Genomic DNA, 15,556 nt, shown 5'->3' with positions numbered 1-15,556 from the left:
GTCAGTCGCATCGCCTAGTCTGTTCCCGTCCAGCCACTAAACGGGAAACCCCAAATGAAAGCACTTGATTTCACCATTCTGTATGTTGCCAGCCCGGCTAACAGCGCCGCTTTTTACCAGCGGATACTGAACGTCGATGCCGTCGAATTTTCACCCACCTTTGCGATGTTTATCCTGCCTTCCGGCGGTCGTCTCGGGTTGTGGCTTACATCAGGAGTGACGCCACCGATCAGTGCCGGCGCCAGCCAGTCAGAGATCGTGTTTACTGCCGAAAGTCGTCAAGAGGTGGATAGTCTCTTCAGCCAATGGCAGGAAGGAGGCGTTGAGATCCTCGACCCGCCAGCAACACTGGATTTCGGGTATACCTTTACCGCCTGCGACCCGGACGGGCATCGTCTGCGTGTGTATGTTTATGAGGAGTGAGGCGTACTCGCGGGTGCAGGTCAACGTCAAGGGTGTTTCGCTTTCACCCGAAGTGGGCGGAGCGGTCGAGGGCTTGCGTCAGGCACATCGCACACTTGCAGCGAATCCCTTCGTCTGCTTCGTTCACCGACGCACCGGTTGTTGACGGCACATCGGGTTGCCGGTTTTAAAACCGACAGCGTGCAACCGTGCTGCGGGGATGGGGCCAGTTTGAGGTAAGCCGGACGTCACGCGACAGGACGTCGCGTGCCGAGGCCCGCAGGGATGCGGACTTTGCCGATCCGGCGTGCTCAAACTGGCCTCAGACCTGAAGCCAAACTGTCAGCCACAAAAAATCCCAGGTGATCCTTCAGCCCCACGGAAGGTCGTATTTCCCGGTAAGCCCACTAGATATTACTCCGCTGCCAGCAGGCAGATTTTCTCAGCCAGCTGGTAAGACTTCACAAAGGACGGGATCGGCAGGAACTCAAACTTTGAGTGGAAATTATGCGCGCCAGTAAAGAAGTTCGGCGTTAATAACCCTTTTGCAGACAGCGCTGCACCATCCGTGCCGCCGCGCATCGGGATCACCTTCGGTTCAATATCCAGCTGTTTCATCGCGGCAAAAATCAGGTCAATCGGGCGTTTATCCGTGCCAATAGCATTGCTGATATTGCTGTAGGTATCCGAAATACTGACCTCCACCTTGCCCGTTGGATACGCCTGGCGAATGATTTCCGCCACCTGATGCATCTGCTGTTTACGTTGCTCAAAGCTTGCGAGATCGAAATCACGAATCGAGGCCTTCAGGCGCGTTTCGCTGGCGTTGGCCTGCATATCATTAAACCAGGTGTAACCTTCACGTCCGGCAGTATGTTCCGGCGTCTGCTGGCGATCAAAGTGGCCGATAAAGTCCCAGGCCATCAGCAGCGGGTTCACCAGCACGCCTTTGCCTGACATCGGGTGGGCGGTAACGCCCGTCAGGATGATCTCAGCGGCGGCGGCATTGAAGTTCTCATACACCACTTCGCCCAGTTCGCAGCAGTCGATGGTATAAGCAAAGTCCACATCAAAGCGCGTCTTCAGATCCAGTGCTTTCGCGCCGCGCAGGCCGATCTCTTCATCCGGCACAAACGCCACCACAATATCGCCGTGCGGCTGCGCATCGCTCAGGTTTTCCATCAGCGTCATCACCACCGTCACGGCGGCTTTATTGTCGGCACCCAGCACGCTGGTACCATCGCTGAAAATAATATCCTGCCCGTGATAAGCGGCGATCTCCGGGTGTTGCGCCTGGCGCAGCCAGATGTCCTGTTCTGCATTCAGGCACAGATCTTCGCCCTCGAAGCGCAGGGTCTGCGGGTGAATATGCGGCGAGAGGCCGACATCCACGGTATCAATATGCGTAATAAAACCGATGCGCGGGGCGCCAGGGCGATTACCGGGTTTCACGGCGGTCACGGTGGCGAATTCATCAATCACCACGTTGTGTAACCCCAACTGACGCAGTTCATCCGCCAGCAGCCGTGCCATATCATGTTGTTCTGGCGTGCTGGGCAGCACGGTGGACGCGGCGTCACTCTGGCTGGTGACCGCCAGATAGCGGTAAAAACGTTGAGTCAGCTGACGTGCCAGTAAATCAGTCATAAGCTTTCCTTATTTGTCTCGAGCGGTATGATTTCGGTAATGTGCAAAATCATGTTATTCATGAACAGGTTATTTACAGGTTTACGCACCACCCCCTGATAATGTCAAATAAAAAGCGAGGATGGAGATGAAGAAAGCGGTATTACGCACGGTTCTGGCGGCTCTGGCGCTGACCGTCGCTTCAGCGGTTTCGGCGAAAACGCTGGTGTTCTGCTCTGAGGGATCGCCAGAAAACTTTAACCCGCAGCTGTACACCTCAGGCACCAGCGTGGATGCCAGCGCGGTGCCGATTTATAACCGGCTTGTCGATTTCACCCCCGGCACCACCCAGTTGATCCCCTCGCTGGCCGAAAGCTGGGATATCAGCCCGGACGGCACGGTTTACACCTTCCATCTGCGTAAGGGCGTGAAGTTCCATAGTAATAAAAACTACAAACCAACGCGTGATTTTAACGCCGACGATGTCATCTTCTCGTTTATGCGCCAGAAAGATCCCGCGAACCCTTATCACAAGGTGTCTAACGGCAGTTACACCAACTTCGAAAGCCTGGAGTTCGGCACCTTGCTGAAAGGCATCGATAAGATTGACGATCACACCGTGCGCTTTACGCTTGCCCATGCGGAGGCGCCATTCCTCGCCGATCTCGGCTGGTACTTTGCCTCGATTCTCTCGGCCGAATATGCTGATGCGATGCTGAAAGCGGGCACGCCGGAAAAAGTGGATCGTGAACCGATCGGCACCGGGCCCTTTGAACTGGCGCAGTACCAGAAAGATTCGCGCATCCTGTACCGTGCGTTCCCGCAATACTGGCAGGGTAAGGCGAAGCTGGACCGTCTGATCTTCACCATTACGCCGGATGCCTCAGTACGCGCGGCCAAGCTGGAGAAAAATGAGTGTCAGGTGATGCCGTTCCCGAATCCGGCCGATCTGAAGCGCCTGGAGGAAAACCCGAATATCACCATGATGCAGAAAGCAGGGCTGAACACCGGATTCCTCGCGTTCAATACGCAAAAAGCCCCGCTGGATAATGTCAAAGTGCGTCAGGCACTCAGCATGGCGATTAACAAATCTGCGATTATCGAAGCGGTATTCCAGGGGACGGGCACCGCAGCAAAAAACCTGCTGCCGCCGGGCGTATGGAGCGCGGATAAAGACCTGAAAGATTACGACTATGCGCCAGATCAGGCCAAGGCTTTGCTGAAAGAGGCGGGTATTGCACCGGGTACCACCATCGACCTGTGGGCGATGCCGGTTCAGCGGCCCTACAACCCGAATGCACGGCGTATGGCGGAGATGATCCAGGCGGACTGGGCGAAGGTCGGCATCAAAGCCAATATCGTCAGCTTTGAGTGGGGCGAATATCTCTCAAGGGTGAAAAACGGCGAACATCAGGCGGCACTGATGGGCTGGACCACGGCAACGGGCGACCCGGATAACTTCTTCGGCCCGCTGTTCAGCTGCACCTCTGCCAACGGCGGTTCTAACTCAGCGAAGTGGTGCTATGCGCCGTTTGATCAGCTGATCACCAAGGCGCGTGCCGAGCAGGATCACGACAAGCGGGTAGTGATGTACCGCGAAGCGCAGCAGATCATGCACGATCAGGCGCCAGCGGTGATGATTGCCCACTCCACCATTTTCGAACCCGTACGCAAAGAAGTGACGGGTTATGAAGTGGACCCGTTTGGCAAACACATCTTCTATCAGGTGGATGTGAAATAAAACGCAGTGATGCTGATCTGCGCGATTGTCCAGATCAAGGTCAACGTCAAGGTCAACGTCAACGTCAAGGGCGTTTCGCTTTCCCACTTCGTGGGCTGAGCGACCCAAGGCGGCCAGTCGCCGCCGCCCTGGGGACCCGGGCTTTGCGGCAGGCGCTGCGTCCACTGCGTGGATGCCTTCGCAAGCGCGGTTCACCGACGGACTGGTCGTGACGGCACCTCCCTGTGCCGGCTCTCCCTCTCACCGCCGTCCTGGCGGTTCGTCCTGGTTCACTGCGCTTCCTCAGCGCTGCTGAATGCCGCCTCAACGTCAAAACCCAGGTCAACCTCCAAACCAATTCGCAGAGAGCGTCATGTTATTGCTGTTTTAAAACTTACAGCGAGCAACGGTTCTGCGGGGAGGGGGCCAGTTTGGGGTAAGCCGGACGTCACGCGGCAGGGACGCCGCGTGCCGAGGCCCGCATGGATGCGGCTGTTGCCGCTCCGGCGTGCTCAAACTGGCCCCAGACCTGAAGCCAGGCTGTCAGCCAATACACCCCGTGCCACATTAAAAAACAAACGCCGCCCGGATACTCTCATCCTTCTGCTTCAACTCACTGCGCACAAATTCCAGAAACAGCGTCAGCGCCGTCCCCGGTTTACGGCCAATGGCGGTCTGAACCTGCAATGAACGCTGGCTGAGCTGCTCAGCACCCACTGATTTCAGCATCAACCCGTGTTCAACCGCCTGGTACATCACCGTGAACTGGCTGCAAATGGTAATTGCCGTGGGGGTCTGTAACAGGAACGTATACAGCGTGCTGAAGTTATTGCAGGTCAGCACAGGTTCAACAAACGTCCCGCTCATACGGCAGGAGAGGTCAAACAGCTGGCGTACCGTGGTTCCCGCATCCGGTAATGCCAGCGGGTACGCCATCAGGTCACTGAGCTGTATCTGCTGTTGCGCCAGCGGGTGACTTTCATGCATCACCAGCAACACCGGGGCGGGCCAGGCGGCCACCACCTCCACGCCGCGTTCCGGGTGAAGACTGAACTGGAACGCCACGTCACATTCGCCACGCCGCATAATTTCGGCCACCTCCAGGGCACTGGCGACCGTCAGATCAAAACTGACGCCGGGATGCAACTGACGAAACTGGGTGCACAGCACAGGCAGCAGGCTAAACGCCATGCCGTCGGTGCAGGCCACCCGCAGCGCGGTGCGGCGAATGGCTTTCAGTCCTTTGATCTCGGCGATGGCATGTTCCATATCCATCATGCTCTTGCGCACGTGGTTTTCGAATATCTGCCCGGCATCATTCAGCACCATGCCCCGTGCATGCCGTTCAAACAGCGGAGCGCCGACCCGCGCCTCCAGACGCTGGATCTGGCGGCTGATTGCAGACACGGCAACAAACAGCTGCTGACTGGCGGCACTCAGCGAGCCACTGTTGGCGACGGCAAGAAAATAGCGAATTTCACTGCTGTGCATCGGGCTGCCTCGTTATGGTGCATGTTCACTGATCGTGCAGAACAGCATTGCTTTTAAAGCAACGCTAACTTGATTATTTGATGATTGTGGCAAAGAGCGATTCTAGCTTAAAACGGAGGGGCAAACACAAAAAGTAAACACAATAAAAACGGACCGACATATGACAGGTGAACAGGCGGTAGCGCTGGCCACGGCGTACTTTGACAGTGGCAAATTCAAACAGGTGCTGGCACGCCGCGTCGCCCTACGCAGCGAAAGCCAGCGTGACGATCGCGATGAGGTGATCCAGCGCTATCTTGATGAAGAGATGGCGCCAGTTATGCAGGCGCTGGGCTTCACCACGGAACAGCTGGCGAACCCGCAGGCGCCGTTACGGCCTTTCCTGTTGGCAACCCGCATTGAAGACCCGGAACTGCCGACCGTGCTCTGCTACGGCCACGGTGACGTGGTGTTTGGTGATGATGAAAACTGGCGCAGCGGCCTCACGCCCTGGGAACTGATGGAAGAGGGCGACCGCTGGTACGGACGTGGCAGCGCGGATAATAAAGGCCAGCACTCGGTGAATATCGCCGCGCTGGAGCAGGTTGCAGCCGCGCGCGGCGGCACGCTGGGCTTTAACTGTAAATTCCTGTTTGAAATGGGCGAAGAGATCAGCTCCCCAGGCCTGATGGAGCTGTGCCAGCGCCACGGCGAGAAGTTGAAAGCCGATATCTTTATCGCCTCCGATGGCCCGCGTCTGAACGCCGTGCGCCCAACGCTGTTCCTTGGCTCACGGGGGGCGGTGAACTTCCGCCTCAGCATTCAGGCCCGCGACCGCGACTACCACTCAGGCAACTGGGGCGGCCTGCTGACCAACCCCGGCACCCAACTGGCCAGTGCGCTGGCCTGCCTGGTCAATCAGCACGGCCAGTTGCAGGTGTCAGCGCTGAAGCCGCCCGCGATCAGCGCGGCGGTCAAAGCGATCCTCAGCGACATTGAAGTGGGCGATGAAAATGGCCCGCAGATTGATCCGAACTGGGGTGAGGCCGGTTTGACGCCGACAGAGCGCCTGTATGGCTGGAACACGCTTGAGGTACTCTCATTCCTCGCCGGAAATCCGGCACGACCAATGAATGCCATTCCCGGCAACGCGACCGCTGTCTGCCAGCTGCGTTTTGTGGTGGACACCGACTGGCAAAATATTGCCACGCATCTGCGCAACCATCTGGATGCGCACGGTTTTCCGCAGGTGACGGTTGAGGTGCTGCGCGGTTCCCCGGCGACACGTCTTGACCCGAGTGACCCGCTGGTGGACTGGGCGCTGGAGGTGATTGCCAACACCAGTGGCAAAAAACCGGCGCTGTTGCCCAACCTTGGCGGTTCACTGCCGAATGATGTCTTCGCCCACGCGCTGGGATTACCGACGTTGTGGATCCCGCACTCCTATCCGGCCTGCGGCCAGCATGCGGTGGATGAACATATGCTGAAATCCATTGCCCGCGAAGGATTACAAATCATGACCCGGCTGTTCTGGGATTTAGGCGAACAGGGCAGCACGTTGCTGGCCCGTCATCGTGCGCATCGCGCACAGGGGGAAGGCCAGTGAGCACTATCGTACAGCAACAACAGCCGGTCACACCGAACCTGTATAAAACCCTGTTTGCCACCTGCGTCGGTAACGCGCTGGAGTGGTTTGATATCGCGGTATACGGTTTTTTTGCCAACTATATTTCCCACGCCTTTTTCCCGACGGAGGACGCCTCAGTCTCCATGCTGCTGACCTTCGGCAGCTTTGGTGTCGCGTTCCTGATCCGTCCTCTGGGGGCCGTTGTGCTGGGGGCGTATGCGGACAGAGTCGGACGTAAAAAAGCGTTGCTGATGTCGATCACCCTGATGATGTTGGGTGGTCTGATGATTACCGTGATGCCGTCATATGAAAGCATTGGCCTGCTGGCACCGATCATGATCCTGCTGGCGCGTCTGATTCAGGGTTTATCCGCCGGGGGGGAATTAGGCAGTTCGACGGCTTTCCTGGTCGAGCATTTCCCGGAACGTCGCGCATTTATTTCCAGCTGGCAGTTTGCTACCCAGGGTGCCAGTACCCTGATGGCGTCGGCGTTTGGCCTGGGGCTGACCGCCTGGCTGACAGAGGCGCAGATCCAGGACTGGGGATGGCGCATTCCGTTCGCGTTTGGTCTGCTGATTGGTCCGGTGGGTCTGTATATTCGCCGTCATGTGCATGAGCCAGCCAGCTTTGTTGCCCAGCCTAAATCACATGCCCCGCTGAAGGACCTGATGGGGCGCCAGAAAACATTGCTGCTGCTGGCCATCGGGCTGATGGTGATCTCAACGGGCGTTAACTACATGCTCAACTATGTGCCAACGTATGCAACGAAAACGCTGCATCTGCCAGGTTCAGTGGCCTTTACCGCCACGCTGGTCGCCGGGATTATTCTGACGGTGGTCACGCCGCTGATGGGGCTGTGGGCCGAGAAAGTGGGACGCGTGCCGCTGATGTGGGGATCGCTTATTCTGCTGGCGCTGACCATTTATCCTGCCTTTAAGATGGTGGTAGATAACACCACACCAACAACGTTGATCCTGTTGGTTGGCTGGATGGCCTTACTGAAATCGGTCTACTTCTCTACCGTGCCGTCGATGATGGCTGACCTGTTCCCGATGTCGACCCGCGCAAGCGGCATGGCCATCAGCTACAACGTTGCGGTAACGGTGTTTGGTGGTTTTGCCCCGCTGATTTGTACGCTGTTGATTAGCATGACGGGGTCCAGTCTGGCACCGAGCTATTATCTGATGCTGCTGGCGGTATTCAGTGCGGTGGCACTGTTTAAAAGTCAGTACCGGGTAGGGCGTTAAGCTGCGAGAGGGCCGGATTATCCGGCCCTTTTGCTTTAGCTGGTTTTAACGCGGAAGGTCATTGTGGCACGCTTCTCAATCATCCAGTAAATCAGATAACCGACTACGGCCGACGCCGCGCTGAGGATCACCATCGCCAGATACATCGTGGCAGTACTGGGGGTCGGCAACAATACATGGAGTACCTTCTGCAGCGCGCCCATAAACAGACGGTGGCAAAGATAGATAGAGTAAGAGGCCAGGCCAATGCCGGTGACGATTCGCGTAAAGTGGGTCTGACGCTGTGAGGCGAACTCCATCCCGGTGAGAATAAAGAAACTGAGCGACAGCAGCAGTAACTGCGGATAGCCCTGCAACCACAGCGTCGATACCGCCAGTAATCCAGTAATCACGGCAAGCGATAAAACATTATGGGCATAACGTTGACTGAATCGTTTTTGCAGCATAAAACAGACAATGCCACTGAGGAAATAAAGCATGATCTCATCGGTATAGAATTGGAAATAGGGCCGCTGTGAATCGCCCACTGATCCGATCGCAATGAAGGCGAAAATAGTGATGAAAATAAACCACATTCCACTGCGGCGATTGAATAACATACCAATGGCAAACACCAGATAGAACAGCATTTCATAACACAATGTCCAGCCTACCGATAATACCGGTGTCAGTGTGTCCAGTTCTTTAATATATACAGAGGGAATAAACAGCAAGGAGAGAATATCATCCAGCGGCGTTAATACCGTCGACGGGAACCAACCCGGATTAATGACCCAGGCCACAATCGTCAGCAGGGTGAACAGATAGTACATTGGCAAAATACGCACGAGACGTTTTTTGACAAACAACCCCATCTTGCCCTTACCAAAGTCCTCCCAGTGCACGCAGGCCATCAGGTAACCGCTGATCATAAAGAACAGGTATACGCCGAGTTTCCCCACGGCGCCGCCGTAACCAAACAGACCGGAAAAATAAGCCGGACTCAGTTTGGCAGAAAAACTTTCAGCATGACAAACGACTACCAGCATACAGGCAATGGCCCGTAGATAAGTAATCGACAGGATATTTGTTTTCACCGACAACCCCCTCGGATTTTTAAATTTCCAGGAACCACTCAATAGCAAGGATGTAAAATTTAATCTTCTTAAATAAAATTAAGGCAAAAGAGGGCTAATAACAGCCAATTCTATAAGTCTGCTATGGAGGAACGATCCCCTGGTGTTATTGCGCAACCGCATATCATCTCGGATCATGGCGATCTGACAGGCTACGGCGAATAAACTTTACTCCAACAGGGAGATGAATTCCAAAGGTAAACTATTGTCAGGAAGTATTTAGGAATAACTCGCAGGGTGGCGGAATAAACTCATTAGCCTGGTGTGACTAATTTATCAGTTTATTTGATGTTTTCTCGCCGAAATGGCGATTATTATCTTTCTGATTTATAACGATAACCTTACATAAAGCTATCGGTTACCATTGGAAACATTATCAGAAAGTTGAAATTATTCAGACAAATTTTGTGACAAGTAAGCTTGGCTAATCATTGGCCTTATCCACGCCACACGGCATCACGTACATTCACCGCTTTCGGCAGTAACCCCAGCGCAAAGAAACGGTCAGCAATCGCCTGCTGGGCGCGGATCACCGACAAATCCATGCGGCGGGTTTGATGGCTGCGGCGCTGTAAAGCATGTGACACCGCCTGCGGGGAGAGGCCGAGCTCAGCAGAGAGCAGGGCAGCCGCCTCCGGGCGATGGGCATCAATGTAGCTGCCAGTTTGTACCAGCGCCGCCAGCAGCTGATGCAACAAATCTGCGGAGTGGGCGGCAAAATCACGATGCGCCAGATAGAACTGATGGTTGTTCACCCGCCCGCGTCCATCGGCAATCACGCGCAGCTGACCGCTCAGTTCCGCATCGCTCAGCAGCGGGTCCCACATCATCCAGGCATCAACGGCATGATGATCGCTGGGGGTCAGAGGATATTTGGGCGGTGCGTACAGCACACGGACATCATTCAACGTCATACCTGCTTCATCCAGCATCTGCACCAGCAGGTAATGCACATTAGACCCTTTATTCACCGCAATGCGCTTACCGCGCAGATCGGCAATCATCTGGATTGGGCTGTCCGGTGTCACCAGCAGGGCGACGCTCTGCGGTGCCGCGGGTTCCCAGGCAACGTACAGCAGTGGGCTGTTGCCCGCCTGGGCAAAAACAGGCGGCACTTCACCCGTGGTACCAAAGTCAATTTCGCGATTATCCAGCGCATGTAACAGCTGTGGCCCGGCGGGAAACTCGCTCCACAGCACGCTGATCCCCCGCTGGGTAAATTCAGCTTCAAGGCTCTGGCGCGCTTTCAGGATGCCGAGATTGCCAAACTTCTGATAGCCGATACGCAGTTCACGATCCTGGTGGCCCTGGCGTGAGGCATCGTGCCGTGCTGTGCTGACCAGGCTACGGCGGGCTTTAATCAGGCCAAGATGGCCTAAGTGAGTGCGCAGGGTATTACGGCTGATCCCCAGTAAAGCAGCGGCCTGAAGCTGATTTTCGCCGCTCAGTTCAAACGCATTACGCACCAGCGCATCCAGTACCCGTTGATACAAGGGGCCGCCATCGCCCTGTAACTGCTGGCGCAGAAACGTATCCAGCGCCTGTTCGCTGACGGGGTGTGGTTCGAGTCTTTCGGTGTTCAGCCGGAGCTGATGCGGCGAGATCAGCGACTCTTTACTCAGCAGTACGGCGTTATGCAGGGTATTTTCCAGCTCACGCACATTGCCCGGCCAGGCATAGTCCATCAACGTGGCGATGCTCTCTTCACTCAGCCGCAACTGTGGACGCCCCAGACGGCGGGCATACAGCGTCAGAAAGTGGTCGGCCAGCAGGGGAATATCTTCGCGTCGCTGACGCAGCGGGGGCAGGGTGACCGCTGCCACATTAAGACGATAAAACAGGTCTTCACGGAAACGGCGCTCGCGAATGGCATGGGCAAGGTCGACATGCGTGGCAGCAATCACCCGAACGTTGACCTTCACGGGGCGGCGTGAACCCACGCGCGTGACTTCCCGCTCCTGCAAAACACGCAGCAGTTTGACCTGCAACGGCAGGCTCAGCTCACCGATCTCATCCAGCAATAGCGTGCCGCCCTCAGCCGCTTCAAACCAGCCCTGATGACGTTCAGTTGCCCCGGTAAATGCCCCTTTCTCATGGCCGAACAGTTCCGACTCCGCCAGACTCTCGGTCAACGCCCCGCAGTTCACTGCCACAAAGGGCTGTGACTGACGCAGGCTGTGATGGTGCAGATAGCGCGCCACCACTTCTTTGCCGGTGCCGGTTTCACCAACAATCAGCACCGTGGCGTCGGTGGGTGCCAGCCGATCCAGTACGCTTTGAAACGCAATGGAGGCGGGATCAATCAGTAATGGGCCGGGATGCGACATGCTGTATTCCTGACGAGAGAAGAGAGGAAAAGAGTATCCTGGCGCGCCATCCGGGGCGAGGGGGTAACCGGCAGGATTGCTGCAAATGCAACAGACTTCCGTCAGTGGCTGCTGCATTTGCAGCAGAGAAGGCCGATTTTTATCAACGGCAATGTAATGATAAATAACGATTTTTACACCGATAACAGTTGGCACACTTCCTGCTAATGGTTTTATAACCAAAGCGTAACTTTGTATCGAATAAATTCAGATATAGTTATATAGGAAACAGATAATGAGCGAGTCAGCGCAGGACAATATCAACGTATTTTGGTTTCTCCCGACCCACGGAGACGGCCGCTATCTCGGCACCACCGAAGGCGGGCGTCCCGTCGACCTGCCGTATCTGCAACAGGTGGCACTGGCCGCCGACAACCTCGGCTATTACGGCGTGCTGATCCCGACCGGAAAAAGCTGTGAAGACTCCTGGCTGGTCGCTGCTGCGCTGGCACCGATCACCAAACGACTGCGCTATCTGGTTGCCGTGCGTCCAGGCCTGCAACCACCCAGCCTTGCCGCACGAATGGCTGCCACGCTGGACCGACTGTCCGAAGGGCGCCTGCTGATCAACGTGGTGACCGGGGGCGATCCGGTGGAGAACAAAGGTGACGGCATCTTCCTCAGCCATGCGGATCGCTACCAGGTGACGCGCGAATTCCTTGAAGTCTATTCACGCCTGCTGAAGGGTGAAAAGGTTGATTTTCACGGCGATCATATTCGCGTGGAAGGATCGGAGATCCTGTTCCCGCCCGTGCAGGAAGATGGCCCGCCGCTCTACTTTGGGGGGTCTTCCGATGAGGCGATTGATGTTGCCGCCAGCCAGATCGATACTTACCTCACATGGGGTGAACCCGTTGCGCAGGTGGCTGAAAAGCTGGCGGTAGTACGGAAGCGTGCAGAAGAGCGCGGCCGCCAGTTGAGCTACGGCATCCGTCTGCACGTCATTGTGCGGGAAACGGAAGAAGAGGCCTGGGCTGCCGCTGACCGTCTGATTTCTCATCTGGATGAAGACACCATCGCTGCGGCTCAAAAGATTTTTGCCCGTATGGACTCCACCGGCCAGGCCCGCATGAGTGCGTTGCACAGCGGTTCGCGTGATGACTTAGTGATTGGCCCGAACCTGTGGGCCGGTGTTGGCCTGGTCCGTGGCGGTGCAGGCACGGCGCTGGTGGGCAGCCCGCAGCAGGTGGCGGACCGCATCCGCGAATATCAGGCGCTGGGCATTGAGAACTTTATTCTGTCGGGTTATCCGCATCTGGAAGAAGCCCACCGTTTTGCCGAACTGGTGATGCCGCTACTGCCACTGGCATCGAACGCGGAAAAACGTCAGCGTACGGTCAATACCGGTCCATTTGGTGAAACGATCGGCGGCGACCGCCGTCCGGCGAAAAACAGCAGCGCCAGCTGAGGAGAGAACGATGAGTCATCAACCAATACAGTTTGCTTACTGGGTGCCTAACGTTTCTGGCGGGCTGGTGATCAGTAACATCCCCCAGCGTACTGGCTGGGATTTCGACTATAACCGCAAGCTGGCACAAATCGCGGAAAAAGCCGGTTTTGACTATGCGCTGACCCAGATACGTTTTACGGCCGGATACGGTGCAGATAATCAGCATGAGTCGGTCAGCTTCTCGCAGGCATTGCTCGGCGCGACTGAAAAACTGAAAGTCATCGCCGCCTTGCTGCCCGGACCGTGGAATCCCACGCTGGCTGCGAAACAAATTGCGACGATCAGTCATCTGTCGAATGCGCGTATTGCCGTGAATGTGGTCAGCGGCTGGTTTCGTGGGGAGTTCAAGGCGATTGGTGAGCCGTGGCTGGATCATGAAGAGCGCTATCTGCGTTCAGAAGAGTTCATTCGCTGCCTGCGCGGTATCTGGCAACAGGATGTCTTCAACTTTTCCGGCGATTTCTATCGCTATCGCGACTATTCGATGAAGCCAAAACCGCTCGATCCATTGCCGGAAATATTCCAGGGAGGGAGTTCACGCGCCGCCCGGGATATGGCGGCACGGGTATCTGACTGGTACTTCACCAACGGCAACAGCGTGGAAGGCATCCGCCAGCAGGTAGACGATATCCGCCAGAAAGCGGAACAGAACCAGCATCAGGTCAAAATCGGTGTTAACGGTTTCGTCATCGCCCGCGATACAGAGCAGGAAGCTCAGCAGGCGCTACAGGCGATCCTCGACCATGCCAACCCGGATGCGGTAAAAGGCTTCCAGCATGAGGTCAAAAATGCGGGAAGCGCTTCACCCGAAGGCGAAGGTAACTGGGCGAAATCGACGCTGGAAGATCTGGTGCAGTATAACGATGGCTTCAAAACCAATCTGATCGGCACGCCGTTGCAGATTGCTCAACGTATCATCGCGCTGAAAGAGGCTGGCGTCAGCCTGATGCTGCTGGGGTTCCTGCATTTTCAGGAAGAGGTCGAATTCTTTGGCCGCGAGGTGATTCCTCTGGTGCGTGAGCTTGAACGTCAACAGCAGCGAGAGCACAGTCATGGCTGAGCGTCATATCGTTATCGTCGGCGGCGGCTTTACCGGCACCGCAGTGGCCATCCATCTGGCAAGGCTCGGTGACGCCGGGCTGACGGTAACGGTGGTGGAGCCGCGTTCACAGCTGGCACGCGGAGTGGCCTATGGTACCCGCGATCCGGCGCACCGCATTAATGTCCCCGCTGACCGCATGCAGCTTTCGGGGGCGGAACAGGGGGATTTTGATCGCTGGTTCCGCGTCTCACCGGCTTACCAGACGGACCCGGATGCACGTTGGCACGATGGCAAGGTTTATCCACAGCGCGGTCAGTTTGGCGCGTATATCGCCGAACAGTTTGCCCGCGCGCAGCTGCACTCTCCGGTCAAACTGCACCATCTCTGTGACCGGGGGGTGGCGCTGGAGCAGGGAACGCTACGTACCGCGTTGGGTAAAAAGCTTCAGGCCGATGATGTGGTACTGGCGATCAGTCATCCGCCTCCGGCGCTGCCGCGTGCGGTGGCACTGGCGCTGGAGGGGCATCCGGGGCTGATTGCCGATCCCTGGCGTCATGATGCGTTGACCGCGATTGCCCCTGATGAACGGGTCGCCGTTATGGGCAGTGGCCTGAGTATGTCGGATGTGGTGGCAACGTTACACCGTCACGAACATCGCGGGCCGATTGTGGCGTTTTCACGCCGGGGGCTGCTGCCTCGCCCGAACCTCAGTGGCCCGTTTGAAGCACGTCCACTGGACTACCAGCAGCCGCAACACGCCTCGGCGCGCGCGTGGCTGCACCGTATTCGCCAGGAAGTGGCTGCTGCCGCTTTGCAGCAACTGCCGTGGCAGCTGGTCCTCGATGATATTCGCGTTAACGGACAGCGCCTGTGGCAGCAGCTGTCCCTCAATGAACAACGCCGGTTCCTGCGGCATCTGCGCCCGTGGTGGGATGTGCATCGCTACCGTATTGCGCCACAGGTCAGTGCGGTACTGCAACAGCTGCAGCAGCGCGGCCAGTTAACGGTTCAGGCTGCGCGTCTGGCAGCGGTTACCGCAGCAGGTGCCGACATCACCCTGCGGCTGCAACCGCGCAGCGGTGAAGCGCAGAGCCTGAACGTGGATCGGCTGATTATCACCACCGGACCTGCGCACGGCGGGCTGCTGCAAAGCGATGTATTGCTGCACCAACTGGCCGCGACGGGCGTAATACAGGCCGATCCGCTGGCGCTGGGGATCCAGGTTAATGCGCGTTCGCAGACGGAACGTGCTGACGGTAGCGCCAATCCACATCTTTATGTTGCCGGTCCGGCGGCGCGCGCCCGCTTCGGTGAACTAATGGGGTTGCCGCAGGTGGCAGAACATGCGGAAAGCGTTGCCCGGCAGTTGCTGGGGCTGGATGCGGAGCGATGTCCCGTCTGACGCGTTAACTCACCGAAAAATAACCTAAATAATTCGAGACCCTAAATAATTCGAGCTGAAGGAAGGCGGCAAGCCCGAGAGTTCCCAGG

General features: G+C 56.7%; 11 protein-coding genes. 7 read left to right on the top strand and 4 right to left on the bottom strand.

The features are described from left to right. Nucleotides 1–54 precede the first annotated feature (54 nt). Nucleotides 55–423, top strand: a complete 369-nt coding sequence (locus WH279_RS16915; RefSeq protein ID WP_339457817.1) for a VOC family protein — start codon at nucleotides 55–57, stop codon at nucleotides 421–423. A gap of 393 nt (nucleotides 424–816) precedes the next feature. Here the strand turns inward: WH279_RS16915 and pepT are convergent, their stop codons facing one another. Beyond that, nucleotides 817–2,049 carry a peptidase T gene (gene pepT, locus WH279_RS16910; protein WP_339457816.1) on the bottom strand — a complete coding sequence of 411 codons (1,233 nt, stop codon included), beginning with the start codon at nucleotides 2,047–2,049 and terminating at the stop codon, nucleotides 817–819. A gap of 127 nt (nucleotides 2,050–2,176) precedes the next feature. Here pepT and WH279_RS16905 point away from each other — a divergent pair, with 127 nt between their 5' ends. Then, nucleotides 2,177–3,769, top strand: coding sequence for an ABC transporter substrate-binding protein (locus tag WH279_RS16905; RefSeq protein ID WP_339457815.1), 1,593 nt, complete (start codon nucleotides 2,177–2,179; stop codon nucleotides 3,767–3,769). Nucleotides 3,770–4,315: 546 nt separating this feature from the next. Here WH279_RS16905 and WH279_RS16900 read toward each other — a convergent pair. After that, a complete protein-coding gene (locus WH279_RS16900; protein WP_339457814.1) occupies nucleotides 4,316–5,239 on the bottom strand; it encodes a LysR family transcriptional regulator in 924 nt (307 codons plus the stop codon). 160 nt (nucleotides 5,240–5,399) lie between these two features. Here WH279_RS16900 and WH279_RS16895 point away from each other — a divergent pair, with 160 nt between their 5' ends. Continuing rightward, nucleotides 5,400–6,824: a M20 family metallopeptidase gene (locus tag WH279_RS16895; RefSeq protein WP_339457813.1), complete on the top strand. Its 1,425-nt coding sequence runs from the start codon at nucleotides 5,400–5,402 to the stop codon at nucleotides 6,822–6,824. Then, nucleotides 6,821–8,092 (top strand): MFS transporter, encoded by a 1,272-nt coding sequence (locus WH279_RS16890; protein WP_339457812.1) that lies wholly within the window; start codon nucleotides 6,821–6,823, stop codon nucleotides 8,090–8,092. The genes WH279_RS16895 and WH279_RS16890 overlap by 4 nt, the downstream gene beginning before the upstream one ends. A gap of 35 nt (nucleotides 8,093–8,127) precedes the next feature. Here the strand turns inward: WH279_RS16890 and WH279_RS16885 are convergent, their stop codons facing one another. Both WH279_RS16885 and WH279_RS16880 read right to left on the bottom strand, forming a co-directional pair. Further along, a complete protein-coding gene (locus WH279_RS16885; RefSeq protein WP_339457811.1) occupies nucleotides 8,128–9,168 on the bottom strand; it encodes an acyltransferase family protein in 1,041 nt (346 codons plus the stop codon). Between the two features lie 476 nt (nucleotides 9,169–9,644). Further along, the gene (locus tag WH279_RS16880; RefSeq protein WP_339458759.1) at nucleotides 9,645–11,534 is read right to left on the bottom strand and encodes a sigma-54-dependent Fis family transcriptional regulator; all 1,890 of its coding nucleotides are present in this window, start codon (nucleotides 11,532–11,534) and stop codon (nucleotides 9,645–9,647) included. 274 nt (nucleotides 11,535–11,808) lie between these two features. Between WH279_RS16880 and ssuD the strand changes: the two genes are divergently transcribed. The 3 genes from ssuD to WH279_RS16865 are packed head-to-tail and all read left to right on the top strand — an operon-like array spanning nucleotide 11,809 to nucleotide 15,467. Next, nucleotides 11,809–12,981, top strand: coding sequence for an FMNH2-dependent alkanesulfonate monooxygenase (ssuD, locus tag WH279_RS16875; protein WP_227534558.1), 1,173 nt, complete (start codon nucleotides 11,809–11,811; stop codon nucleotides 12,979–12,981). Between the two features lie 10 nt (nucleotides 12,982–12,991). Then, on the top strand, nucleotides 12,992–14,083 hold the full coding sequence (gene sfnG, locus WH279_RS16870) for a dimethylsulfone monooxygenase SfnG (RefSeq protein WP_159336584.1): 1,092 nt from the start codon (nucleotides 12,992–12,994) through the stop codon (nucleotides 14,081–14,083). Beyond that, nucleotides 14,076–15,467: an FAD/NAD(P)-binding protein gene (locus WH279_RS16865; RefSeq protein WP_339457810.1), complete on the top strand. Its 1,392-nt coding sequence runs from the start codon at nucleotides 14,076–14,078 to the stop codon at nucleotides 15,465–15,467. Before sfnG ends, WH279_RS16865 begins: the two co-directional genes overlap by 8 nt. Nucleotides 15,468–15,556 lie beyond the last annotated feature (89 nt).

The organism is Erwinia sp. MYb375 (assembly GCF_037479175.1).
Lineage (GTDB): Bacteria > Pseudomonadota > Gammaproteobacteria > Enterobacterales > Enterobacteriaceae > Erwinia > Erwinia rhapontici.
The sequence above is the reverse complement of the archived record's forward strand: the minus strand, read 5'-3'. Positions and strand labels throughout refer to the sequence as shown.

Coding starts and splice junctions, on each gene's coding strand:
- WH279_RS16900 (WP_339457814.1), bottom strand. CDS start 5,239: ATGCACAGCAGTGAAATTCGCTATTTTCTTGCCGTCGCCAACAGTGGC.
- ssuD (WP_227534558.1), top strand. CDS start 11,809: ATGAGCGAGTCAGCGCAGGACAATATCAACGTATTTTGGTTTCTCCCG.
- WH279_RS16905 (WP_339457815.1), top strand. CDS start 2,177: ATGAAGAAAGCGGTATTACGCACGGTTCTGGCGGCTCTGGCGCTGACC.
- sfnG (WP_159336584.1), top strand. CDS start 12,992: ATGAGTCATCAACCAATACAGTTTGCTTACTGGGTGCCTAACGTTTCT.
- WH279_RS16880 (WP_339458759.1), bottom strand. CDS start 11,534: ATGTCGCATCCCGGCCCATTACTGATTGATCCCGCCTCCATTGCGTTT.
- pepT (WP_339457816.1), bottom strand. CDS start 2,049: ATGACTGATTTACTGGCACGTCAGCTGACTCAACGTTTTTACCGCTAT.
- WH279_RS16865 (WP_339457810.1), top strand. CDS start 14,076: ATGGCTGAGCGTCATATCGTTATCGTCGGCGGCGGCTTTACCGGCACC.
- WH279_RS16915 (WP_339457817.1), top strand. CDS start 55: ATGAAAGCACTTGATTTCACCATTCTGTATGTTGCCAGCCCGGCTAAC.
- WH279_RS16895 (WP_339457813.1), top strand. CDS start 5,400: ATGACAGGTGAACAGGCGGTAGCGCTGGCCACGGCGTACTTTGACAGT.